Annotated in this window: 22 protein-coding genes; 10 read left to right on the top strand and 12 right to left on the bottom strand. The window is 68.9% G+C overall.

The window, feature by feature from the left end:
- Positions 1–3: 3 nt before the first annotated feature.
- Genes HL658_RS15605 through HL658_RS15580 form a run of 6 tightly spaced genes read left to right on the top strand, consistent with a single transcriptional unit; the run spans position 4 to position 4,720 of the window.
- Positions 4–1,134 carry an NAD(P)/FAD-dependent oxidoreductase gene (locus tag HL658_RS15605; RefSeq protein WP_180282674.1) on the top strand — a complete coding sequence of 377 codons (1,131 nt, stop codon included), beginning with the start codon at positions 4–6 and terminating at the stop codon, positions 1,132–1,134.
- Positions 1,115–1,411, top strand: coding sequence for a (2Fe-2S)-binding protein (locus HL658_RS15600; RefSeq protein WP_180282673.1), 297 nt, complete (start codon positions 1,115–1,117; stop codon positions 1,409–1,411). Before HL658_RS15605 ends, HL658_RS15600 begins: the two co-directional genes overlap by 20 nt.
- Positions 1,412–1,416: 5 nt before the next feature.
- Positions 1,417–2,826, top strand: coding sequence for an FAD/NAD(P)-dependent oxidoreductase (locus HL658_RS15595; RefSeq protein WP_180282694.1), 1,410 nt, complete (start codon positions 1,417–1,419; stop codon positions 2,824–2,826).
- Complete coding sequence (locus HL658_RS15590; RefSeq protein ID WP_180282672.1) at positions 2,823–3,944, top strand: FAD-dependent oxidoreductase; 1,122 nt, start codon at positions 2,823–2,825, stop codon at positions 3,942–3,944. The genes HL658_RS15595 and HL658_RS15590 overlap by 4 nt, the downstream gene beginning before the upstream one ends.
- Positions 3,945–3,982: 38 nt before the next feature.
- Positions 3,983–4,330 (top strand): Rid family hydrolase, encoded by a 348-nt coding sequence (locus HL658_RS15585; RefSeq protein ID WP_180282671.1) that lies wholly within the window; start codon positions 3,983–3,985, stop codon positions 4,328–4,330.
- Positions 4,331–4,369: 39 nt separating this feature from the next.
- A complete protein-coding gene (locus tag HL658_RS15580) occupies positions 4,370–4,720 on the top strand; it encodes a Rid family hydrolase (protein ID WP_180282670.1) in 351 nt (116 codons plus the stop codon).
- A gap of 46 nt (positions 4,721–4,766) precedes the next feature.
- On the opposite strand, the gene HL658_RS15575 is transcribed toward HL658_RS15580, so the two are convergent.
- Both HL658_RS15575 and HL658_RS15570 read right to left on the bottom strand, forming a co-directional pair.
- Positions 4,767–5,081, bottom strand: coding sequence for a DMT family transporter (locus tag HL658_RS15575; protein WP_180282669.1), 315 nt, complete (start codon positions 5,079–5,081; stop codon positions 4,767–4,769).
- A gap of 20 nt (positions 5,082–5,101) precedes the next feature.
- On the bottom strand, positions 5,102–5,836 hold the full coding sequence (locus HL658_RS15570; RefSeq protein WP_246337629.1) for an SDR family NAD(P)-dependent oxidoreductase: 735 nt from the start codon (positions 5,834–5,836) through the stop codon (positions 5,102–5,104).
- A 104-nt stretch (positions 5,837–5,940) separates the two neighbouring features.
- On the opposite strand from HL658_RS15570, the gene HL658_RS15565 reads away from it, so the two are divergent.
- Complete coding sequence (locus HL658_RS15565; protein WP_211109762.1) at positions 5,941–6,546, top strand: TetR/AcrR family transcriptional regulator; 606 nt, start codon at positions 5,941–5,943, stop codon at positions 6,544–6,546.
- A gap of 20 nt (positions 6,547–6,566) precedes the next feature.
- Here the strand turns inward: HL658_RS15565 and HL658_RS15560 are convergent, their stop codons facing one another.
- Positions 6,567–7,727: a LysR family transcriptional regulator gene (locus tag HL658_RS15560; RefSeq protein WP_246337628.1), complete on the bottom strand. Its 1,161-nt coding sequence runs from the start codon at positions 7,725–7,727 to the stop codon at positions 6,567–6,569.
- Between HL658_RS15560 and HL658_RS15555 the strand changes: the two genes are divergently transcribed.
- Positions 7,726–8,337, top strand: coding sequence for a glutathione S-transferase family protein (locus HL658_RS15555; RefSeq protein ID WP_180282667.1), 612 nt, complete (start codon positions 7,726–7,728; stop codon positions 8,335–8,337). The genes HL658_RS15560 and HL658_RS15555 overlap by 2 nt on opposite strands.
- 62 nt (positions 8,338–8,399) lie before the next feature.
- Positions 8,400–10,466 (top strand): 2Fe-2S iron-sulfur cluster-binding protein, encoded by a 2,067-nt coding sequence (locus HL658_RS15550; protein ID WP_180282666.1) that lies wholly within the window; start codon positions 8,400–8,402, stop codon positions 10,464–10,466.
- 13 nt (positions 10,467–10,479) lie between these two features.
- On the opposite strand, the gene HL658_RS15545 is transcribed toward HL658_RS15550, so the two are convergent.
- The 9 genes from HL658_RS15545 to HL658_RS15505 form a co-directional block, all read right to left on the bottom strand.
- Entirely contained in the window at positions 10,480–11,403 is a 924-nt protein-coding gene (locus tag HL658_RS15545) for a LysR family transcriptional regulator (RefSeq protein WP_180282665.1), read from the bottom strand.
- Between the two features lie 56 nt (positions 11,404–11,459).
- Complete coding sequence (locus HL658_RS15540) at positions 11,460–12,311, bottom strand: amidohydrolase family protein (RefSeq protein ID WP_180282664.1); 852 nt, start codon at positions 12,309–12,311, stop codon at positions 11,460–11,462.
- Positions 12,312–12,328: 17 nt separating this feature from the next.
- Positions 12,329–13,399, bottom strand: coding sequence for an ABC transporter ATP-binding protein (locus HL658_RS15535; RefSeq protein WP_196242222.1), 1,071 nt, complete (start codon positions 13,397–13,399; stop codon positions 12,329–12,331).
- Positions 13,400–13,442: 43 nt separating this feature from the next.
- The gene (locus HL658_RS15530; protein WP_180282662.1) at positions 13,443–15,035 is read right to left on the bottom strand and encodes a phytoene desaturase family protein; all 1,593 of its coding nucleotides are present in this window, start codon (positions 15,033–15,035) and stop codon (positions 13,443–13,445) included.
- Positions 15,028–16,689, bottom strand: coding sequence for a class I adenylate-forming enzyme family protein (locus HL658_RS15525; protein WP_180282661.1), 1,662 nt, complete (start codon positions 16,687–16,689; stop codon positions 15,028–15,030). Before HL658_RS15525 ends, HL658_RS15530 begins: the two co-directional genes overlap by 8 nt.
- Complete coding sequence (locus HL658_RS15520; protein WP_180282660.1) at positions 16,689–17,498, bottom strand: ABC transporter permease; 810 nt, start codon at positions 17,496–17,498, stop codon at positions 16,689–16,691. The genes HL658_RS15525 and HL658_RS15520 overlap by 1 nt, the downstream gene beginning before the upstream one ends.
- 9 nt (positions 17,499–17,507) lie before the next feature.
- Positions 17,508–18,341, bottom strand: a complete 834-nt coding sequence (locus tag HL658_RS15515) for an ABC transporter permease (protein WP_180282659.1) — start codon at positions 18,339–18,341, stop codon at positions 17,508–17,510.
- Positions 18,342–18,471: 130 nt separating this feature from the next.
- A complete protein-coding gene (locus HL658_RS15510) occupies positions 18,472–19,545 on the bottom strand; it encodes an ABC transporter substrate-binding protein (protein ID WP_180282658.1) in 1,074 nt (357 codons plus the stop codon).
- Between the two features lie 21 nt (positions 19,546–19,566).
- Entirely contained in the window at positions 19,567–21,060 is a 1,494-nt protein-coding gene (locus tag HL658_RS15505; RefSeq protein ID WP_180282657.1) for an aldehyde dehydrogenase, read from the bottom strand.
- 497 nt (positions 21,061–21,557) lie between these two features.
- Between HL658_RS15505 and HL658_RS15500 the strand changes: the two genes are divergently transcribed.
- Complete coding sequence (locus HL658_RS15500) at positions 21,558–22,520, top strand: tripartite tricarboxylate transporter substrate binding protein (protein ID WP_180282656.1); 963 nt, start codon at positions 21,558–21,560, stop codon at positions 22,518–22,520.
- Positions 22,521–22,534: the final 14 nt, after the last annotated feature.

Raw genomic sequence — 22,534 nt, 5'->3', positions numbered from 1 at the left:
GTCATGCCGAATCCATCGAGACCCGATTACGACGTCGCCGTGGTCGGCGGCGGGCTGGTCGGGTCGGCCATCGCCTGGGGCCTCGCCCGCGAGGGTCAGAAGGTCGCCATATTGGACGAGGGGGACATCGCCGTCCGCCCGTCGCGCGGGAACTTCGCCCTGGTCTGGGTCCAGGGCAAGGGCTTGGGCATGCCCGAATACGCGGGCTGGACCAAGCGTTCCGCCGACACCTGGACCGGCTTCGCCTCGCTGCTGCGCGAGCAGACCGGCATCGATGTCCGCTACGACCGGCCCGGCGGCTTCATGCCGCTGCTGTCGGAAGCGGAGGTGGTGGCGCGCGCGGCGCAGTTGAGCCGCCTGCACAACCAGCCGTCCATGGTCCGCTACGCGTACGAGATGCTGGACCACGCCGCCGTGGCAAAGGAGATGCCCTTCATCGGCAAGGACGTGGTCGGCGCCAGCTATTGCCCGCACGACGGGCACTGCAACTCGCTGAAGCTGTTCCGCGCGCTGCACACCGGCCTGTCCCAATTCGGCGCTGCCTATCTGCCCAATCACCGGGTGGAGCGGATCGAGCCGCGGGACGGCGGTTTCCGCCTGACCACCGCGGGGGGCGAGGTCGCGGCCGGCAAGCTGGTGCTGGCCGCCGGGCACGACAGCGCGCGGCTAGCCCCGATGGTCGGGCTGTCGGCCCCGGTGCGTCCGCAGCGCGGCCACATCATCGTGACGGAGAAGACGACGCCCTTCCTGAAGTTCCCCGTCGGCTACGTCCGCCAGACCGACGAGGGCGGCGTGATGATCGGCGACAGCTTCGAGGAGGTCGGCTTCGACACCAGCGTGCGCAACGGCGTCAGCTCCACCATCGCCGAGCGCGCCATGCGCATCTTCCCGCTGCTGGGCCGGCTGAACGTGGTGCGGACCTGGGCGGCCCTGCGGGTGCTGAGCCCCGACGGCTTCCCGATCTACGAGCAGTCGGCGACGGCGCCCGGCGCCTTCGTCGCCACCTGCCACAGCGGCGTGACGCTCGCCGCCAACCATGCCCTGGCGCTGGCCCCGCACATCGCGGCCGGCCGGCTGCCGGAGGATTTCACCGTTTTCAGCGCCCGGAGGTTCGATGTTCCAAAGGCTGCCTGACGCCGCGGGCGAGCGCGTGTCCTTCACCATCGACGGCCGCGTGGCCGAGGCGCTGGCTGGCGACACGGTCGCCGCCGCGCTGATGGCCAACGGGGTGGTGGCCTGCCGGACCACCCCGGTGTCGGGCGCGCCGCGCGCTCCCTTCTGCATGATGGGCGTGTGCTTCGACTGCCTCGTCACCATCGACGACGTCGGCAACCGGCAGGGCTGCCAGGTGACGGTGCGGCCCGGCATGCGGGTCGAGACCCAGAAGGGCGCCAGGGAGGCGGCACGGTGACCGAGATGACGACACGCTACGACCTTGCCGTGATCGGGGCGGGTCCGGCCGGCCTCGCCGCCGCGACCCTGGCGGCGGAGCGCGGCCTGACCACCGTGCTGCTGGACGAGCAACCGGTCCCCGGCGGGCAGATCTACCGCTCCGTGACCCGCAACCCGGTGCGCAACCCCGGCATCCTGGGGGGCGATTACTGGCACGGCGCCGATCTGGTGGGACCGTTCCGGGACAGCGGCGCGGCGTACCGGCCCGGCACCACGGTGTGGAGCGTCTCGCGCGCCCTGGAGATCGGGCTGTCGCGGGACGGTGCGGCGCGCATCCTGCCCGTGAAGCACATCATCCTGGCGACCGGGGCGCTGGAGCGGCCCTTTCCAATCCCCGGCTGGACGCTTCCGGGCGTGATGGGGGCCGGAGCCGCACAGATCCTGCTGAAATCCTCCGCCCTGGTGCCGTCGGGCCGGCTGGTGATGGCGGGGACCGGGCCGCTGCTGTGGTTGCTGGCGTGGCAGTATCTGCGCGCCGGGGCGCGCATCGACGCCATCCTCGACACCACACCCGGCGGGAACTGGCGGGCGGCCCTGCGGCATATGCCGGGATTCCTGCGCTCCCCCTATCTGGGCAAGGGTGCGGCGCTGCTGCTGGACGTGCGGCGCAAGGTCAAGGTCATCGGCAACGTCACGGATCTGCGTGCGGTGGGCGACGGTGCGTTGCGATCCGTGGCCTTCCGCCAGGGCGGCGGGCCGGAGCGCAGCTTGCCGGCCGACACGCTGCTGCTGCACCAGGGCGTCATCCCCAACATCAACCTCGCCAACGCCACCGGCTGCGGCCAGCACTGGGACGAGATCCAGCGCTGCTGGGTGCCGACGGTGGACGAATGGGGGGCGTCCTCGGTCGAGGGCGTCTCCATCGCCGGTGATGGCGCCGGCATCGCCGGTGCCGTGGCGGCGGAGCACCGCGGCCGGCTGGCGGCGCTGGGTGCCCTGCACCGGCTGGGCGCCATCGGGCCGGAGGAGCGGGACCGGGAGGCCGCGACCCACCGCGCGGCACTGGCGGAAGCGCAGCGCGGGCGCATGTTCCTGGACACGCTCTACCAGCCGGGCCCCGACTTCCGCGTGCCGAAGGACGACACCATCGTCTGCCGCTGCGAGGAGGTCACCGCGGGCCAGGTGCGCGATGCCGTGCGGCTGGGCGTCGGCGGACCGAACCAGGCGAAATCATTCCTGCGCTGCGGCATGGGGCCGTGCCAGGGACGGCTCTGCGGGCCGACGGTGACGGAGGTCATCGCCGACGCCCGCGGCGTCTCCCCGGCGGAGGTCGGCTATTACCGCCTGCGCCCGCCGGTGAAGCCGATCACGCTGGCCGAACTCGCCTCGCTGCCCAAGAGCGAGGATGAGATCCACGCCGTGCTGCACCCGTGACCGACGTCCTCGTCATCGGCGGCGGCCTGCACGGCTGTTCCGCGGCGCTTCATCTGGCGATGCGCGGCGTGTCCGTGCGGGTGCTGGAGAAGGACCACGCCGGCCGCCACGCCTCCGGCGTCAACGCGGGCGGGGTGCGGCAGCTCGGGCGGCACCTTGCGGAGGTGCCGCTGTCCGTCGCCTCGATGGCGATCTGGCACCGCATCGCCGAGCTGGTCGACGACGACTGCGGCTTCGAGAGCCACGGCCAGATCCGCGTCGCCGAGACGGAGGAGGAGCTGGCCGCCTGCCGCGCCCGCTCCGACCAGCTCACAGCGCTCGGCTTCACGCACGAGGAGGTGGTGGACCGGGCGGAGCTGCGCCGGCTGGTTCCCGCCATTTCCGGCCATTGCGTGGGTGCGCTGGTCTCGCGGCGGGACGGTGCGGCCATTCCCTACCGCACCACCTTCGCCTTCCGCCGCAAGGCCGCCAGCCTCGGCGCCCGTTTCGAGGAGGGGGCGGCGGCGGTGCGGGTGGCGCGCGCGGGGCGGAACTGGTGCGTGGAGACGGCCGACGACCGCCGCTTCGAGGCGCCGGTGCTGCTCAACTGCGCTGGCGCCTGGGCCGACCGCATCGCCGCCCAGCTCGGCGAGCCGGTGCCGCTGGAGGTAATCGCGCCCATGCTGATGATCACCCACCGCGTGCCGCCCTTCCTGAAACCGGTGGTGGGGGCGACCGGGCGCACGCTGTCGTTCAAGCAGTTCCCCAACGGCACCGTGCTGATCGGCGGCGGCATGCGCGGGCGGGCGGCCCATGACGAGAACCGGACGGAGCTCGACTTCGCCAAGCTCGCCATCAACGCACGCACGGTGTGGGACCTGTTCCCGATCATGCGCGACGCCACCATCAACCGCGCCTGGGCGGGCATCGAGGCGCGCATGCCCGACGACATCCCGGTGATCGGCCCGAGCGGGACGGAGGAGGGAGCGTTCCACGCCTTCGGCTTCTCCGCCCACGGTTTCCAGCTCGGCCCCGTGGTCGGCCGGATCCTGGCCGATCTGGTGACGGCGGGCCGGACGGACCTGCCCATCGACTCCTTCGACATCCGGCGTTTCCGCCAGTCAGCCGCGGCGGCCTGAGCCGCCCTCCCCCCTTCCCAGCCTGGAGAACCGACCCCGTGCCGATACAGCGCGTCCACCCCGGCCCGCGGATGAGCGAGATGGTCATCCACAACGACACCGTCTATCTGGCCGGCCAGATCGCCGACGACGGCTCCACCGACGTGGAATCGCAGACCCGCGACGTGCTGCGCCAGATCGACGAGTTGCTGGCCCAGGCCGGCACCGACAAGAGCCGCCTGCTGACCGCCACCGTCTATCTGGCCGACATGGCCGGCTTCGCGGCGATGAACCGGGCGTGGGACGGCTGGGTCGATCCCGCCAACACCCCCGCCCGCGCCACCGTCGAGGCGCGGCTCGCCGCCCCCGAATACCTCGTCGAGATCCAGGTGATCGCGGCGCGCTGAGCGCCCGGCACCGCCCGTTCCACCAGACAGGAGAGACTTGTGGTCAAGCGCATCGAAAAGACGAAGATCATGCACCGCGCCGTCGAGCACAACGGCATCGTGTTCCTCGGCGGCATCATCGCGGACGACGTGACCGTCGGCATGCAGGACCAGACCCGGCAGATTTGCCGCAAGCTGGACGCGGTGCTGGCGATGGCCGGCACCGACAGGACGAGGCTGCTGTCCGCCCAGCTCTTCATCACGAACATGGCGGCGAAGGACGAGATGAACGCCGCGTGGCTGGAATGGCTGGACGGCGACGACCTGCCGGCCCGCGCGACCATCGGTGTGGCCGACCTGGGCGACCCGAAGATCCTGATCGAGGTGGTGGTGACCGCCGCGGCCGCCTGACCGATCCGGCGGGAGGCGCGCCCGACACCGCGACGGCCGCCTCCGGTCACTCCGCGAACTTCAGGCCGGCGACACCGGTGACGATCAGCATCAGGCAGATCACCCGGAACACCGACACGCTCTCGCCCAGAGCGATGATCCCGGCGAGCGCCACGCCGAGGGTGCCGATGCCGACCCACACCGCGTAAGCCGTGCCCACGGGAAGGCTGCGCAGCGACAGGGCCAGCAGGGCTAGGCTGAGCCCCGCCGTACCGATGCCCAGCAGGCTGGGCCAGAACCGTGTCAGACCATCGGCCTGTTTGAGCGCCAACGCCCAGACGATCTCCAGAAGGCCGGCGGCGACGAGCAGGATCCAGGCCATGGGCCGATCTCCCTGTCCGGTTACGCGTTCGCTCCGCCGTCCACCACCAGCTGCGCGCCGGTGACGAAGCGTCCTTGCGGGCCGGCGAGGAAGCCCACCATGGCGGCGATGTCCTCGGGCTCGGCGAAGTGGCCGAGGGCGGACAGCGCGCGCTGGTCACCGGCGCCCGGCCCGTCGGCCGGGTTCATGTCGGTGTCCGTGGAGCCGGGTTGGATCAGATTGACGGTGATCCCCCGCGAGCCGACGTCGCGCGCCAGACCCCGTGTGAAGCCGATCAGCGCCGACTTGCTCATGGTGTAGAGCGTCACCCCGCCGTGCGGCACACGCTCGGCCAGGCAGGACCCGATGGAGATGATGCGCCCGCCCTCCCCCATGTGGCGCAACGCCGCCTGGGAGGCGAGGAACGCGGCGCGGACGTGGATCGCCAACGTCCGGTCGATCTGTTCGAGCGTCACCTCCTCGACCGGGCCGAAGGGGAAGATGCCGGCGTTGTTCACCAGCACATCGATGCGACCAAGGTCGCGAACCGTGCGCTCCACCGCCTCGACCACGTCGGTCGGCCCGGCGCTGTCGGCACGGATGGCAAGGCCGCGCCGCCCCATGGACCCGATCCCGGCCACGACCCCGTGCGCCCGCTCGGGCGTTGTGCTGTAGGTCACCGCCACATCCATGCCGTCCGCCGCCAGCCTCCGGGCGATGGCCGCGCCGATTCCCCGGCTGCCGCCCGTCACCAGGGCCACCTTGCCCACGCTCATCCTTCCCTCCATTATGTCCATATCGGTACATTATGGATCGCAGCCTTGCAGCCCGGTGTCAAGGCGTTATGTTCGGATCAGTATAAAACCCAGTGGTGGACGCCATGGCACGCCCGCGAAAATTCGACCGTGCGGAGATGCTCCGGCGCGCCATGGAGCTGTTCTGGCGGTACGGCTACGAAGGCACGACGCTCAACGATCTCACGGACGCCATGGGCATCAACCGGCCAAGCTTCTACGCCGCGTTCGGCAGCAAGCGGATGCTGTTCGAGGAGGCGGTGGCGCTCTACGATTCGACCGCCGGCGCTCCGGCGTCCCGCGCGGTCATCGAGGCGCCGACGGCGCGCGCGGCCGTCGAGGGCATGCTGCGCGCCAACGCCAGCGCGTGCGCGGAGGTCGGCAACCCGCCCGGCTGCATGATCGTGTTGTCCGCCACCATCGGCAGCCCCGACAGCGAGGAGGTCCGCCGGCACCTGTCCGAATGGCGCGTGCGTGGCCAGCATCAGCTCCGCGATCGGCTGCGGCGCGCCATCGCCGACGGTGACCTGCCGTCCGGCGCCGATCCCGACGGGCTTGCGGCCTTCTACACGGCGGTGCTGGAGGGGCTCTCGATCCAGGCGCGCGACGGCGCCTCCGCCGCCGTGCTGCACGGCATCGTGGACCGCGCGATGGCCGCCTGGGATGCGCTGACCACGCCGGCGCCGCGCTGATCGCGCCACGCCGGCGACGGTCAGTTCAGAAACGGGTTCCCGCGGAGCCGGGAGATCGCCAGGTCGACGAAGGCCCTCACCTTGGCGGGAGCGTGCCGGCCTTCCGGGTGAAGCAGGTGGATCGGAAGCGGCGGTTCCTCATGGTCGGCGAGCACGATCCGCAGATCGCCGTTCAACAGCGCCGGGCCTATCTGGTAATGGAGAACCCTGGTCAGGCCCCAGCCGGCGGCGGCGGTTGCGATCGCCGCGTCGTTTGTGTTGCATTGCAGAACGGAGTCGATCGTCACCCGCTGATCCCCGGCGAACCGCCACTCCGGTGAAGCCCAGGCGCCCGTCGACGCGATGATGCGATGGTTTTTCAGATCGGCCGGCACGGTCGGAACGCCGTGCTTTTCAAAGTATCCGGGAGAGCCGCAGATCACACGGCGGATCGTGCCGACCTTGATCGCCGTGAAGCCCGAATCCGGGAGGTGGCCGATGCGCACCGCAACGTCGATGCCCTCCTCGACGATGTTGACCGGACGATCGACGAAGAAGGTCCGGCCGGACATCGTGGGGTAGCTGTCCAGATACTCGATCATGATCGGCAGGACATACATGCGCCCGAACAGCACCGAGGCGGTGACGGCCAGCCTTCCCGATGGCGTGGCGTAGGAGCCGGCGGCGGTCGCCTCGGCTTCCGTGATGTCGGACAGTATGCGGCGGCAGTCGTCGAAATAGCGTGTCCCCGCCTCGGTCATCTTCACCGAGCGGGTGGTGCGGACGAACAGGCGGGCACCGATCACATCCTCCAGGGCTGCGATGGCGCGCGTCACCGCGGGGGCGCTCATGTGCAGGTGTCGGGCGGCTTCGGCAAAGCTTTCCGTCTCCGCCACCCTCACGAAGATCCGCATCGCCTGCCACCGGTCCATGCGTGTAGCACCTTTCCTCTGCCCCTGCCCCCCGCCCGAGCACCCGCCCCGGCGCGTCCGCACCGACGATCCCGGCCATGCCGACAGAATCGCATGCCGGCCGCTCGTTGGGAATCCCGCGCGCGGCAAAGGATTCCGGCCAGGGCGATCATTGCGTCTGCTGGAATGATGAACTGCCGACACCGGGCATTCCCGCATCCGGTGAACGGCGGCACTCTGGCGCCGCGGATCGGGAATGAACCCGTTCGCGAGCGCCAGGGACAGGATCATGAAGCTCTACCACCACCCGCTGTCGGGACACGCGCACCGCGCCCGCCTGTTCGTCTCGCTGCTCGGCCTTCCGCACGAGCTGGTCGAGGTCGACCTGAAGGCCGGGGCGCACAAGACGCCGGAATTCCTCTCGATGAACCCGTTCGGGCAGGTCCCCGTGCTCGACGACGACGGCGTGATCGTCGCGGACAGCAACGCGATCCTCGTCTACCTCGCCAAGAAGGCCGGTCGCGGCGACTGGCTGCCGGAGCAACCGGCCGCCGCCGCCGCGGTCCAGCGCTGGCTGTCCGTTGCGGCCGGCGAGGTCGCGTATGGCCCGGCGGCGGCGCGCATGATCACGCTGTTCGGCGCGGCGTACCATGCGGACGAGGTGATCGCCCGGGCCCATGTCCTGCTGGCCCGGCTTGAGAACGAGCTCGCCACGCGCGACTGGCTTGCCGGCGATCAGCCGACCATCGCGGACGTCGCGATCTACAGCTACGTGGCGCGCGCGCCCGAGGGGAATGTCGATCTGTCCGGCTACCCGGCCGTCAACGCCTTCCTTCGCCGCGTCGAGGCGCTGCCCGGCTTCGTCCCCTTCGCCCGGACTCCGGCGCGTCCCGCCGCTTGAACGCCGCCCCCGGCGCGCCGGGCGTGGCGCCGGGGGCCGATTGGCTGGAGAGGAGACGGACCATGGGCGAAAACCTGACGACGCTGCCGACCTGGCACGAGGGTGAACGGTTCCTGCAGGAGACGGTCGGCGTGGCCGGGCGCATGGCCGAGGTGGGCACGCGCGTCGTGCGCGACTTCATGCCCGACCAGCATCGAGACTTCTACGCGCAGCTCCCCTTCATCGTGCTCGGCAGCGTCGATGCGGGCGGTGACGCCTGGGCCACCGTCGTCGAAGGACAGCCGGGCTTCATGTCGTCGCCCACTCCGACGATTCTCGACATCGCCGCCCGACCGGACCCCGGCGATCCGGCCGGCCAGGGGATGGGTGACGGCGCCGCCATCGGGCTGCTCGGCATCGAGATGCACACCCGGCGTCGCAACCGCATGAACGGCATCGTCACAGCCTCGGACGCCGGCATCCGCGTCGGCGTCGACCAGAGCTTCGGCAACTGCCCGCGCTACATCCAGCTCCGCGACGCCGCCTTCGTGCGCGACCCCGGCGTTCCTTCCACCGGCGAGGTGGAAGACGGCAACCGGCTCGACGGGCGGGCGCGCGCCATGATCGAGGGAGCGGACAGCTTCTTCGTCGCCTCCTATGCCGATCGCGGGGAACGGCGCCAGGTCGATGTCTCGCACCGCGGCGGCCGGAGCGGCTTCGTCCGCGTCGCCGACGACGGTCTGCTGACGATTCCGGACTTCAACGGCAATCTCTTCTTCTCGACGCTCGGGAACATCCACGTGAACGGCAGGGCGGGCCTCCTCTTCGTGGATTTCGGCACCGGTGACGTGTTGCAGATGACGGGGGACGCCGAGGTGCTGCTCGATTCACCCGAGATCGCGGCGTTCCAGGGCGCCGAACGGCTCTGGACCTTCCGCGCCCGCCGGGTTGTCCGCCGACGCGGCGCGCTGGCCCTGCGCTGGACGTTCCGGGACGATGGCTGGTCCCCGGCGTCGCTGTTGACGGGCGACTGGCGGCAGGCGGCGGACCGGCTCCGCGCCACCGAACGTCCGACAGGCTGGCGTCCGTTCAAGGTCGCGGCGATCGTCGAGGAAAGCGCCTCGATCCGGTCGTTCCATCTTCGACCGGACGACGGGATCGGGCTGCCCCCGCATGAAGCGGGACAGCACATTCCCATCCGGGTCACCCTTCCGGGAACGGATGCACCCGTCATCCGGACCTACACGCTCTCCTCGGCTCCCGCCGACCGGCTGTACCGCATCAGCGTGAAACGTGACGGTCTGGTATCCCGGCACCTGCACGACGCGATCGGTGTCGGCGACATCATCGACGTGCTGGCACCGGCGGGCGGCTTCACGATCGACGCCAGGGCCACCCGGCCCGCCGTGCTGCTGGCGGGTGGCGTCGGCATCACCCCCATGATCGCGATGCTCCGGCACATCGTGAACGAGGGCGCGCGCACACAACGGTTTCGGCCGACCATCCTCGTCCACGCCGCGCGGACCAAGGCCGAGCGTCCATTCGATCGCGAACTGGCGGACCTCGTCGACGCATCCTCCAACGCGGTCCGGGTGATCCGGGTCCTGAGCGATCCGACGGACGCGACGGAGGGCGTCGACTACGAGGCCGCTGGGCGGATCGACATGGCGCTGCTCACCCGCTTCCTGCGGTTCGACGATTGCGATTTCTACCTCTGCGGGCCACCGGCCTTCACCCAGGGGCTCTACGACGGCCTGCGCGGGTACGGTGTCACGGACGCACGCATACACGCGGAGGCGTTCGGACCATCCTCACTGAAGCGTACACCCGACGCCGGCGTGGCCGCGCCACAGCGCCGCGCGGCCTCCACGACGCCGGTGCCCGTGGTCTTCATGAACTCCCTCAAGGAGGCGCGTTGGACACCCGGCTCCGGAACGCTGCTGGAGCTGGCGGAAGCCCGCGGCCTCGAACCCGATTACAGTTGCCGCGAAGGCACCTGCGGCACATGCCGGACCAGGCTGCTCAAGGGCGCGGTGACCTATGTCAGGGAGCCGACCGCCGCGGTGGCCGCGGACGAGGTCCTGATCTGCTGCGCTGTTCCAGCCCGGCAGGAGACGGGCGACGGGGACCGTATCCGTCTGGCTCTCTGATACGTCCCCGCCGCTATCCGACAGAGTCGGTGTGGACGATGCCGGAACCGACACTCACCCGCACCATCGCCTGCCTCAGGGCGGTCTCGAAGGCCAGGGTTATCTGCGATTGCGGCCGGTCGCGGCGGCGGACCATCACCGGCTGGATGGCGATGGCCGGCAGGAGCCGGCACACCGTCAGGCTCCGGTAGAGGCCGGACAGGACCGGAAACGGGTCGATCAGGGCGACACCGATGCCGCGCTCCGCCATGGCGCAGGCGACCGTGGACTGGTTCACGGTGCTGGCGATCTGGAAGCGTGGGAAGCGTTCCCGGAAGATGTCCCGGACAGCCCGGCCGAGCGTGGTCGATTCCGAGAAGGTGATCACCTGCTCCTCGATCAGATCCGACGCGGACAGCGCCGGCCGGCCGGCCAGCGGGTGATCGCGCCGCAGAACGCACACCACCTCCGCCTCGCAGATCGGCTCGGCCCTGAGTTCGGGGTCGCGGGGAGCCACGTCGATGATGGCGATGTCCACCTCGTTGCGCGTCGCCTGCTCGATGACGTCCTTGGTGGCGTACGCCATCACATCGACCGACACGCGCGGCCACTCCTCCCGGAACAGGGCGATCGCCTCCGGGACGACCGAGTTCGCGATGGTGGAACTGGTGGCCACCCGGATGCGGCCGGCACGGCCATCCCGGATCTGGTCGGCGAGATCATGGAGTGTCTCCAGGAAGCCGGCGAGGCGTTTGACCTCCGGCATCAGGATCAACGCTTCGGGCGTCGGCTGGAGACGGCCGCCGACCCGCCGGAACAGCGGGATACCCAGCTCCTGCTCGGCCAACCGCACGGTCTTGGTGATGGAGGGCTGCGAGATGCGCAGTCGCCGGGCGGCGGCGCTGACCGTGCCGAGTTCCATGACCAGGTTGACGATCAGGATGTGCCGGATGTTCATCGGGGCGCCGCGTTCGGTGGGTGGTCGCTCAGGCAGGATAGGCGACCACCCGGCGGTCACACACGCAGGAATTCCGCGGCGTTCTGATACTTCCACTTGTGCCGCACCGCCTCGCTCAGCGGCAGGGCATCGATCTCCCCGACCGTTCGTTCGACCGGCAGCATGGGGAAGCCGGTGCCGAACAGGAACTGGTCCTGAAGCAGCTTGCCGCCGTAGAGCAGCAGGGACTCGTAGCCGGCGTTCTCCTTCTCCAGCAGACTCGGACGGATGGAGACGACGCCGATGCGCAGGTTGCGGTGCCGCCACGCGACGCCGATCAGTTCCTGCACCCACGGCCATCCCGGCGGCGAGGCGCAGATCCGCAGCTCGGGAAAGGCAATGGCGACCTCGTCGAGATGGATCGGACGCCCGTACTCCATCAGGCTGGCGGTCGAGAAGTTGATGCCGCAGTGGATGTTGACGGGAATGTCCAGCTTCACGCACTCCGCGTAGAGCGGAAGCAGCAGAGGATCGTTCGGGCGCAGCCGGTGCTCGAAGCATTGCAGGTTCAGGCCGCGCAGGCCCAGCTCCGTCACGGCATGGCGCAGTTCCTCCACGGCGGCCGGCCCCTTGTGCGGATCGACCCCCGCGAAGCCGATGAACCGGCCGCCATGGGCGGCGCACAGACGGGCCACGTCCTCGTTGGCGATCTTGAAGCCGAAGGTGGATTCCAGATCCCGGGCCTTGACGACGATGTGCTTGGCGCCGACGGCGTCGTAGGCGGCAAGATAGGCCGCGAACGCCTCCTCCCCCACCTCCTTGGACGTCTCCGCCTCGCTCGCCTGATAGACGCGGCGGTAGTTGCCGAGGTAGGCCGCGGTCTTGTAGAATTCCGGCAGCGGCGGCCGGCTCGAGAAGTCGATCATCATGGTTGCGGTCTCCGCGGTCAGGAGGCGGACAGGAGCTGGGAGGCTTCGGCCGACCAGCCGACCCACACCGCGGAGCCGATGGCGGGGCGCGCCCGGAGACGGTGGTTCAGCTCCTGGACCAGGAAGGTCTCCCCGCTGTCCAGCCGGACCACATGCTTGATGTTGCTGCCGACGACCAGCGACGCCTCGAGCGTGCCGCGCAGGGAATGATGGTCGTCGGCGCGCGCGGCGAGGCTCGCCGATTCCGGGCGGACCAGCAGGATCGCCTTTCCCCCGACCGGAACCGGGAATGCCGGCCTGGGCACCGCGCGCCTGTCCCCACCCGCGAGACCGACGACGACGTTCCCCCCCTCCTCCCGCAGGATGGTGCAGGTAAGCTGATTGGAATGGCCGATGAAATCGGCAACGTAGGGGGAGACCGGGTTGAAGTAGAGCTCGTCCGCCGTTCCCACCTGGGCGCAGCGCCCCTCCCTCATCAGCACGATGCGGTCGGACATGGTCAGGGCCTCCTCCTGATCGTGCGTGACGTAGAGCATGGTGATGCCGGATTCGCGGTGCAGGCGGCTGATCTCGATCTGCATCTCCTCGCGCAGCTTCTTGTCGAGCGCACCCAGCGGCTCGTCCATCAGGATCAGCGAGGGGCGGTAGACGATGCAGCGCGCCAGCGAGATGCGCTGCTGCTGCCCGCCGGACAGCTCGCGCGGTCGGCGCTCCGCCACATGGGGCATGCGGATGAGGTCCAGCACCTCGCCGACGCGCCGCTTGATCTCGGCATTCGGCACGCGGCGCACCCGCAGCGGGAAGGCGATGTTCTCGAACACCGTCATGTGCGGCATCAGCGCGTAGTTCTGGAACACCATGCCGAGATCGCGCTTGCTGGCCGGCAGGTCGGTGACGTCCACGCCGTCGATCACGATCCGCCCGGAGGACGGCCGCGTCATGCCGGCGATCAGGTTGAGCAGCGTGGTCTTGCCCGACCCGCTGGGGCCGAGAAGGCTGACGAACTCCCCCTTGCCGACCTCCAGGCTGAACTCGGCCAGTGCGACGAACTCGCCATAGCGCTTGGTCAGTTTGTCGATTTCGATCATCGGCACTGTGGCAACTCCTGGATTGGCCGGGTGTGGGGCCGGCTCAACGGCGCTTGGCGTCCTTCATGATCTCGCGCGCGGCGTTGTGGCCGGGCACGCCGGTCACGCCACCGCCGGGATGCGCCGATGCACCGCAGAGGTAGAGGCCGGGCACGGGCGAGCGGTAGTCGGCGTAGCCGGGCGCCGGCCGGCGCAGGAAGGCCTGATCGACGCTGATCTCGCCATGGTGGACATGGCCGCCGGGCAGGTCGAAGACCCGTTCCAGATCGGCCGGTGTGAGGACATGGCGGTGCGCCACCACATCGCGGATGCCGGGGGCGTACTCACCCAGCGTGTCGAGCACGACATCGCCGAGCGCGTCACGCGCGGCGTCGGACCAGCCCTCCCGCAGGTCGTAGGCGGCGTGCCCGGCCATCACGCTCATCACATGCTTGCCCGGCGGGCTGAGGCTGTCGTCCACGGCGGACGGCGTCATGGCGACGACGAAGGGTTGGCGCGCGTAGTCGCCGTATTTGACCGGGTCGAAGGAGCGCTCCAGGTAATCGATGGTGGGCCCGATGCGGACCTGGGCGGGATAGGGGAAGCCCGCGGCGCTCGCGTCGAAGGCGCTGAAGCGCGGCAGTTCGTCGAGCGCCAGATGCACCTTGTAGACCGATCCCTTGGAACGCATCGACCGGATGGATTGCGTGAAGTCGTCCGGCAGCAGGGCGGGGTCGACGAGCTTCAGGAAGGTCGTCCGGGCGCTGGCGTTCGCCACCACGCGTTTGGCGGTGATCTCCTCCCCCGAGGTGAGCATCACGCCGCAGGCGCGGCCGTCCTTGACAAGCACCGACCGCACGTCGGCGTCGGTGCGCACCTGCATGCCGAAGCGGCCGCCGGACCTTGCGATGGCGTTGCTGATCGACCCCATGCCGCCGCGCATGAAGCCCCAGCCGCCGGCGGCCGTCTCGTGGTCGCGGACGAGGGGGCGCAGCAGGACATAGGCGGTTCCCGGCGAGCGCGGGCCGGCGCTCCCACCACCGCCGGCGGCGTAGAAGCCGATGGCCGCCTTCACCTCCTCGCTCTCGAACCAGCGGCCAAGCAGGTCGTAGGCACTGAGCGTCAGCAGGTCGTAGATCTTGTAGAAGTCGCCGACGAAGCCCTTGTTGCGCCAGGCGAACCGCAGCGCGTCCGCGATGTCGCCGGAGCGCAGCGACACGTTGAACGGAGTCTCCCAGATGATGCTGCGCATGAAGGGAGCCAGCGCGCGCATCCAGCGGCGGTATTCGGGATAGGCCGCCGCGTCCTTCGCCGAGAACTTGGCGAGTTCGGCGCAGGTCCTCGCCTCGTCGTCCCAGAAGGTCATGGAGCGGCCGTCGGGGAAGGGCTGGAACAGCGGCGGCGGCTTCAGCACCTCGAAGCCGAACTTGGCGAGTTCGAGATCCAGGATCACCTTGGGCTGCATCAGCGCCATGATGTAGGACGCCGTGGAGACGCGGTAGCCGGGCCAGACCTCCTCCGTCACGCAGGCGCCGCCGATCAGCGGGCGCCGTTCGAGCACCAGCACCTTCATGCCGCTCTTGGCAAGATAGGCGCCGCACACGAGACCATTGTGGCCGGCGCCGATGATGACGGCGTCGAAGGCGGGATCAGACATCGGCGGGGCCCTTTCCAATCCAGGCGGAGGCGACACGGTCGTAGGAGTTGGCGCGCAGGTCCGTTCCTTCGGCCTTCAGGACATGCTTGGCGATCTTGAGCGACGGCGTCTTCGGCAGCACGCTGCGGAACTCGAAGTAGCGCGGGACCTTGAACGGGGCCAGGTTCTGCTGGCAGTGGCGGATGATCGACCCGAGGAGCGCCTCGCTCGGCGTTCGGTTCTTTTCGAGCACCAGATAGGCTTTGACCTCCTCGCCCCGCGTCTCGTCGGGAACACCGAGCACCGCGGCCTCGGCGACCACGCCGGACGCCTGGAGCACCCCTTCCACCTCGCGCGCCGCGATGTTCTCGCTCGACCGGCGGATCATGTCCTTGGTGCGACCGACGATGTGGAAGTAGCCCCGCTCGTCCATGCGGAACACGTCGCCGGTGCGGAACCACTCGCCGTGGAAGGCCTCGGCGGTGGCGTCGGGGCGGTTGTAGTAGCCGCGGAAGATCCCCCGGCCGCGGACGACCAGCTCCCCCTCCTCGCCCGGTCGCACCGGCTCTCCCTTGGCATCGACGATCCGGCACTCGCGGAATGGTCCCGGGATGCCACAGGAGCCGGAGCCCACCATGTCCGTCGCCTCGATCGGCATGAACATGGTCGGCCCCAGTTCCGTCATGCCGAAGGCCTCGCGGGCGACGAGGCCGAACCGCGCCTCGACCGCCGCGTGAACCGCCTTCGGCAGCCCGTAGACGTTGGCGCGGACCACCTCGTTGACGGCATCGTCGGGGTGCTGCGGCTGCTTGAAGGCGAGGAAGGGCAGAAGGCAGAAGTTGATGCGGTGTTCACGGACCCACCCCATGAAGCGCGTGGCGCTCTGGCGTGCGGCGACGAACAGCGTCGCGCGCTGGTAGAACGCCATCAGCAGCAGCCACTGCGGGTCCATGTAGAAGAAGGGCGTGGAGGCGAGGATGCGGGCGTAGCGGCGGCCGTCCCGCGTGGCGTTCACCTTCCCGGCGACCAGCCAGTATTCCTGAAGCAGCATGCAGCCCTTCGGGTAGCCGGTGGTGCCGGAGGTGTACTGGATGTTCAGAAGGTCGCCGTGGGTCACCGGCTCCGGCGGGAGGTAGGGGGAGGTGTCGTCCGAAAAGACCCCGTCCCAGGAAAGGTAGCGGCTGTCCGTACCGCCGACCAGCAGGGCGCGGTCGAAGCCGAGCGTGATCGAGCCCTCCGCCAGCGCCGCCTCGAACGTCGCGCGCACGCTCTCGTGCAGCACGATCCACTGCGCCTCGCTGTCGTTGAGGACATAGGCCAGCTCACGCTCGCGGTAGGCCCCATTCACCGGCACCATCACCGCCCCCAGCACGCCGATGGCCAGCCAGGTGATCGGGAAGGCGGCGATGTTCGGCAGCATGACGGCAACGCGGGTGCCCTTGGCGATGCCTCGCTCACCCAGGCCGCGGGCGAGGGCGTTCACCCGGTCCCGCACCTCGGCGTAGGTGGCCGTCTCGCCGCTCTCGAAGAAGGTCCAGGCGGTCCGGTCCGGCACCGCCTCCGCGGCCGAAGCCAGCAGCGCCGCGATGTTGTCGGGCAGCGGTTCCGCCTCGATCGCGGCGCGCCTCTCCTGGACGGGCCGCAGCTCGGCCGCCAGGACGTCCTGCTTTGACATCAATGACCTCGGGATTTCTTTTGCAGGTGGATCAGCGCGACGCTGAAGACGAGGGAGAGGATGGTGAGCATCGCCGACACCGCGGCGATCACCGGCGAGATCTCCCACCGCAACGCGCTGTACATCTTCACGGGAAGGGTCATGGTGGACGGCCCGCTGACGAAGTAGGACGCGACCACCTCGTCGAAGGAGATCAGGAAGGCGAGCAGGGCGCCGACCACCAGGCTGTCGCGGATCTGCGGCAGCACCACGCGGAAGAAGATGGTGGCGCGGCCGGCACCCATGATCGTCGCGACCGTCTCCAGGGCGGGATCGATCTGGCGCAGACCGGCGCTCACCGAGACGACGACGAATGGGGCGATCAGGATCGTATGGGCGATCACCAGGCTGAGGTCGCTGCCGCCGATCCCGAACAGGTTGAAGTTCAGGTAGAAGCCCAGCCCCAGCACGACCACCGGGACCAGGATCGGGCTCAACGTGAACAGGTTCAGGAAGCGCCGGCCCGGGAAGTCGCCACGTACCAGCGCATAGGCGGCGGGGACGGCGATCAGCATCGTCAGCATGGTGGACAACGTCGCGATCTTGGCGCTCTGCAAGGCGGCACCCCACCAGGACGGGTCGGTGAAGAACTGCTCGTAGAGGGCCAGCGACAACTGCTCGGGCGGGAAGGAGAGCTGCTGCGACCCGCCCAGCGACACCGGCACCAGGATCAGGGTGGGCATCAGCAGGAACAGGTAGCCGCTCCAGGCGATCAGGCCGCCGGTTGCGCGCCAGAAGCGGGTCATGCGATCGGGAAGGGAATTGTGCATGGCACGACCTCACAACACTTCGACGTTGCCGCCGCGCACGCGGGTGAGAAGGACGACGATCAGCGCGGTGATGAGCAGCAGCACCATCGCGATGGCCGAGGCGGCCGGCCAGTCCAGCGTCTGCCGGGTGTAGAAATCGACCAGGTTGGCCATCATCATGTCCGTCCGCCCGCCCAGCAGCGCGGGCGTGATGTAGGAGCCGACCGACAGGGACAGGCACATCAGCACCCCCGACAGCACGCCGGGCAGGCTGAGCGGCAGGGTGATGCGCAGGAAGATGCGCACCGGGCCCGCGCCCATCGTCTCCGCCGCGCGCTGCAGCGTGCGGTCCTGCGCCAGCAGGTTGCCCAGGACGGGCAGGACCATGAACGGCAGCAGGAAGTTCAGCATGCCCAGCACCACGCCGACGCGGTTGAACAGCATGGGGATCGGCGTTTCGGTCCCGAACAGCCAGGAGATCGCGCGGTTCACCAGCCCGGCATCGCCGAGCACGATGGTGAAGGCGAAGCTCTTGACCAGGATGCTGGTCCAGAAGGGCAGCATGACGAAGATCATCATCACGGCACGTGCCGACGGCGTGAGCCGGGCCAGATGCATGGCGATGGCGTAGCCGATCACGAGCGTCAGCGCCGTCGCCTCGATGCTGATCTCGAAGGTGGTCGCCAGCACCCGCCGGAACAGCGCGCTGGTCAGCAGCTCCCGGTAGGCGGCGAGGTCGAGCTGGCCGCCATGCACGCTGGTCCAGACGATGGACAGGGCCGGCATCAGGAAGAACAGCAGCATCAGAAGGGTGAGCGGCGCGAGCAGCAGGGCTGCGTGGCGCGTATCGAGGGCATGATTCATCGGGCGATGACCTCGTCACCATGGATTGCGGCCGTTCGGCGCGCCGATGCGCGGCCGTCGTCCAAGCGGGAGCGGCGTTGTGCGGAGGGAACGGTGCGGCGATGGCCGCCCGCCCCCTCCCCGTCCCGCGTCAGATCAGCAGCCACTCCGTGAAGCGCTTCTGGAGCGCGGAGTAGTTCTGCGCCCACCATTCGTCATCGACGACGGCGTTCGCCGGGTTCTGCGTGTCCGGCATGTACTTGCGCGCTTCGGCGCTCGCCGCCGCCAGCCCGCGCTTGGAGTTCGGGCTGAAGAAGAGCGTTTCGGCGAAGGCCGCCTGCCGGTCGGGGCGCAGGCAGAAGTCGACATAGCGCATCGCCGCCTCGCGGTTGGCGGTGCCCTTCGCCACCGCCAGATACTCCAGGGAGTTCAGCGTCTGCCGCGTGGAGATGGCGATCGACGAACCGGCGATCTGCGCCGGCCGCACACGGCTGATGTAGCTGTAGGTGAAATCCAGCTCGTTGGCGGTGATCAGGGTGACCGTCTGCGGCGTCGCCTCGATCCATTTCTTGATGTGCGGCTTGATGCGGTCGAGCGCCGCGAAGCCCCGCTCCACGTCCAGCGGGTAGAGCTTCGCCGGTTCCACGCCGTCGGCGATCAAGGCCATCTCCAGCGTCTCGCTGATGCGCGGACGCAGGCCCCGCCGGCCGGGGTAGGCCTTGACGTCCCAGAAATCCTTGAAGACGGCCGGCGCCTTGGCGTCGGGCGTGCGCTTCGGGTCAAAGGCGAGGCCGCCCGCGAACATGTAGGTGCCGACATAGTGCGTTCCGCCGGGAACGACGAGGTCGGAGCGGTTGACGATCTTCTCGTCCACCGGCTCCCACAGACCGTCCTTCGCACCGGCGGTGATCTGCGGGCCGACGCTGTCGAACACGTCCCATTCCAGCCGGCCGCTCTGCACCTGCGCCTTCATGCGCGCGAGGTCGGCGTTGTCGACCAGCCGGACGGGGATGCCGGTTTCCGCGGTGAAGGGCTTGGCGAAGATGCTGTCGATGCCCTTGTGGTAGTCGCCGCCCCAGCAGGTGACGGTGAGCGTGCTGTCGGCGCGGGCGCGGCCGGCGATCATCATGGGCGCCGCCACGGCCACCGTGGCACCCAGCAGCACCGACCGTCGGGAGACGGTCACGGCTGCGTTCAACTCCCTGTTCTCATTCGTTTTTGTCATCGCTCAATCCTCCTTCGGGGATCAGGTCGCGAACCAGACTGCTTTCCAGTCCATGTACTTCTCGATCGCGTGCAGGGACTTGTCGCGCCCGAAGCCGGACTGCTTGAAGCCGCCGAAGGGCACCGACATGGTCCCCCTGTCGAAGCAGTTGACCCAGACGACACCGGCGCGGATTTCCTTGGCGGCGCGGTGCGCCTTGCGGACATCCTTCGTCCAGATGGAAGCGGCGAGGCCGTAGACGGTGTCGTTGGCGACGGCGAGCGCCTCGTCGAAGCCGGACACGGCGATCGATGCCAGGACCGGGCCGAACACCTCCTCCTGGGCGATCGCCATGGCGTTGTCCACGCGGTCGAAGACGGTCGGCTCGACGAACCAGCCGCCGCTCTCCGCCAGCACGCGCCGTCCGCCGGTGACCACCCGCGCGCCGTCGCGCCGGGCACCCTCGATGTAGCCGAGGACGCGGGTCATCTGCTCCTCGCTCACCAGCGGCCCCAGCCGGGTGGCGGGGTCCAGCGGATCGGCGGGCGTCAGGACCTGGGCGTGCCCCATCACCTTCTCCAGCAACGCCTCGCGCACGCCCTCCTGGACGATCAGGCGGGAGCCGGCGTTGCAGACCTGCCCGGCGTTGGTGAAGATCCCGGCGGCGACCGCCCTGGCCGCGGCATCCAAGTCGTCGCAATCATCCAGGACGATTTGCGGAGACTTGCCGCCGAGTTCGAGGCTGACGCGCTTGGCGTTGGAGCGCCCGGCATACTGGAGGAACAGCTTCCCGACCTCGGTGGAGCCGGTGAAGGTCACGCAGTCCACGTCCATGTGCAGCCCGAGCGCCTGGCCGGCGGTCTCGCCATAGCCCGGCAGGACGTTGAGGACGCCGGCCGGCACCCCCGCCTCGGTCGCCAGCTCGGCCATCCGCAGCGCGGTGAAGGGCGATTGCTCGGCGGGCTTGACGATGACCGAGTTGCCCGCCGCGAGCGCCGGCCCGACCTTCCAGGCGGTCATCGACAGCGGGTAGTTCCAGGGCACCACGGCGGCCACCACCCCCAGCGGCTCACGCATCACCAGGGTGGTGAGGTCGGCGGCGGTCGGCGCCACTTCGCCGTAGATCTTGTCGACCGCCTCGGCGTAGAAGGCGATGCAGTTGGCCGCGCTTGGAATGTCGCCGTTGAGCGCGTTGGTGATCGGCTTGCCGACGTTCAGCGTCTCCAGGAGCGCCAGCTCTTCACGGTTCTGCAGGAGAAGCTCGGAAAAGCGCAGCATGATCCTCTTGCGGTCGGCCGGGGCCATCCGCGACCAGACCCCGGAGTCGAACGCCGCCCGCGCGACGCGGACGGCCCGGTCGACATCCTCCGCGTCGCACGCCGCAACCTCCGCAACCAGGGTTCCCGTTCCCGGAAACAGACAAGGCAGAACTTTGCCGGACAATGCCGAAACGAACGCGCCTCCGATGAAGGCACCTTTGCGGATCGACAATTGTTCGGCCCGGCTTTTCCAATCCTGTGTCGATTGCTGCGTCATTCCACATCCCGTCCGGCTGTACGTCTGTGCGGCAGTGTCATGCGGAAACTTTCCGTTCAGGGGCGCATAAATGCAAATATATAATGATCCCCGACATCATGCGGAAAAGTTATGGTTCGCGCACAATAAATGGCGTGATTCTATTCAAAATAACCATTAAGAGGGGCAGTTAGCCTCCTTTGAAATCCAATAAGTTGAACATGTGGAAGGCCTGGTGCAGGAAGCCGTTGCCGCGTCATCCAGCCATGGCAGCCGGCAACATGCGCATCTGCATCCAGCCGGCACGGCAACCCGGATTGCCCGAACATGCGGGGCCGGTCCTTTCACGGCAATTGCCCACAATACGGTATGAGCAGCTTCATGCTGATACCCGATCAACGACCCTGCTTGCGAGAATGCAATATCGTGCCGGAAACATGAAACCCACATTGTGGGATTGACATTCAGCCGTGCTCCGGATAGTCCGTTCCAAGAATGCTAAAGTATGCGGAGGAAACATGCTCGCCAGATTCACGGCCATGGCCGTTCTCGCAGGATTGCTGCTGCCCGGTGCGGCTCAGGCAGCCTTCCCCGATCGGCCCTTGACCATCATCGTGCCGGCGGCCGCCGGCGGCGGCGGCGACACCACGACGCGCATCCTCGCCCGCGAGATCGAGAAGACGTTCGGTCAGCCCATCACGATCGTGAACCAGGGCCAGGGCGGGGGTGTCGTGGGGCTCACCTCCATCAGAAGCGCGAAGCCGGACGGCTATACGGTCGGGCTGCTCTTTCCCTACGCCGGGTACAAGGCGATGGGACAGGCCGACTTCGCCGCCACGGATTTCACCCCGATCGCCAACTTCAACGGCGATTCCTCGGCCCTGCTGGTCGGCGGCAAGTCGGCCTTCAAGGATCTCGCCTCGGCGCTCGCCGCCCTCAAGGCCGAGCCTGCCCGGTACCGGATTCACTGCAGCGGCGGTTGCGGCAGCGTCTGGGACATCCCGGTCGCCGGCCTGATGCTCGACCAGGGGATCGCCGTGAACCGCATCGCCTGGATACCGGGTCAGGGAGCCGCGACCGGCTTCACCGAGCTGGTGTCCGGCGGTGTCGATTTCCAGACCGCCTCCCTGCCCGAAGCGGCGGCCCTGATGAATGGTGGCCGTCTGCGTCCGCTCGCCGTGCTCAGCCCGACACCGGTCCCCGGCTTCGAGAGCGTGCCGACCACCGCGCAGGCCATCGGCACGCCGGTCGATGGCGGCACATGGCGCGCCATCGGCGGACCGGCCGGCATGCCCGACGACATCCGCGCGCGGTGGGAGGATGCCATCCGCAAGGCCGTGGACAGCCCGTCCTTCCGCGCCGCGATGGCCAAGGCCAATTTCGGCGTCAAGTGGCTGGACAGCAAGGGATTGGCCGATCTCATGAGCCAACACGAGGCCGACACCGAGCGGGTCATGAAGGCGCTCGGCTACGTCAAGTGATCCCCTCCCCCAAC

The organism is Azospirillum oleiclasticum, from assembly GCF_013423485.1.
In the GTDB taxonomy this organism is placed as follows: Bacteria; Pseudomonadota; Alphaproteobacteria; order Azospirillales; family Azospirillaceae; genus Azospirillum; species Azospirillum oleiclasticum.
Note: the sequence above shows the minus strand (reverse complement) of the source record. Positions and strands in the feature narration are given on the sequence as shown.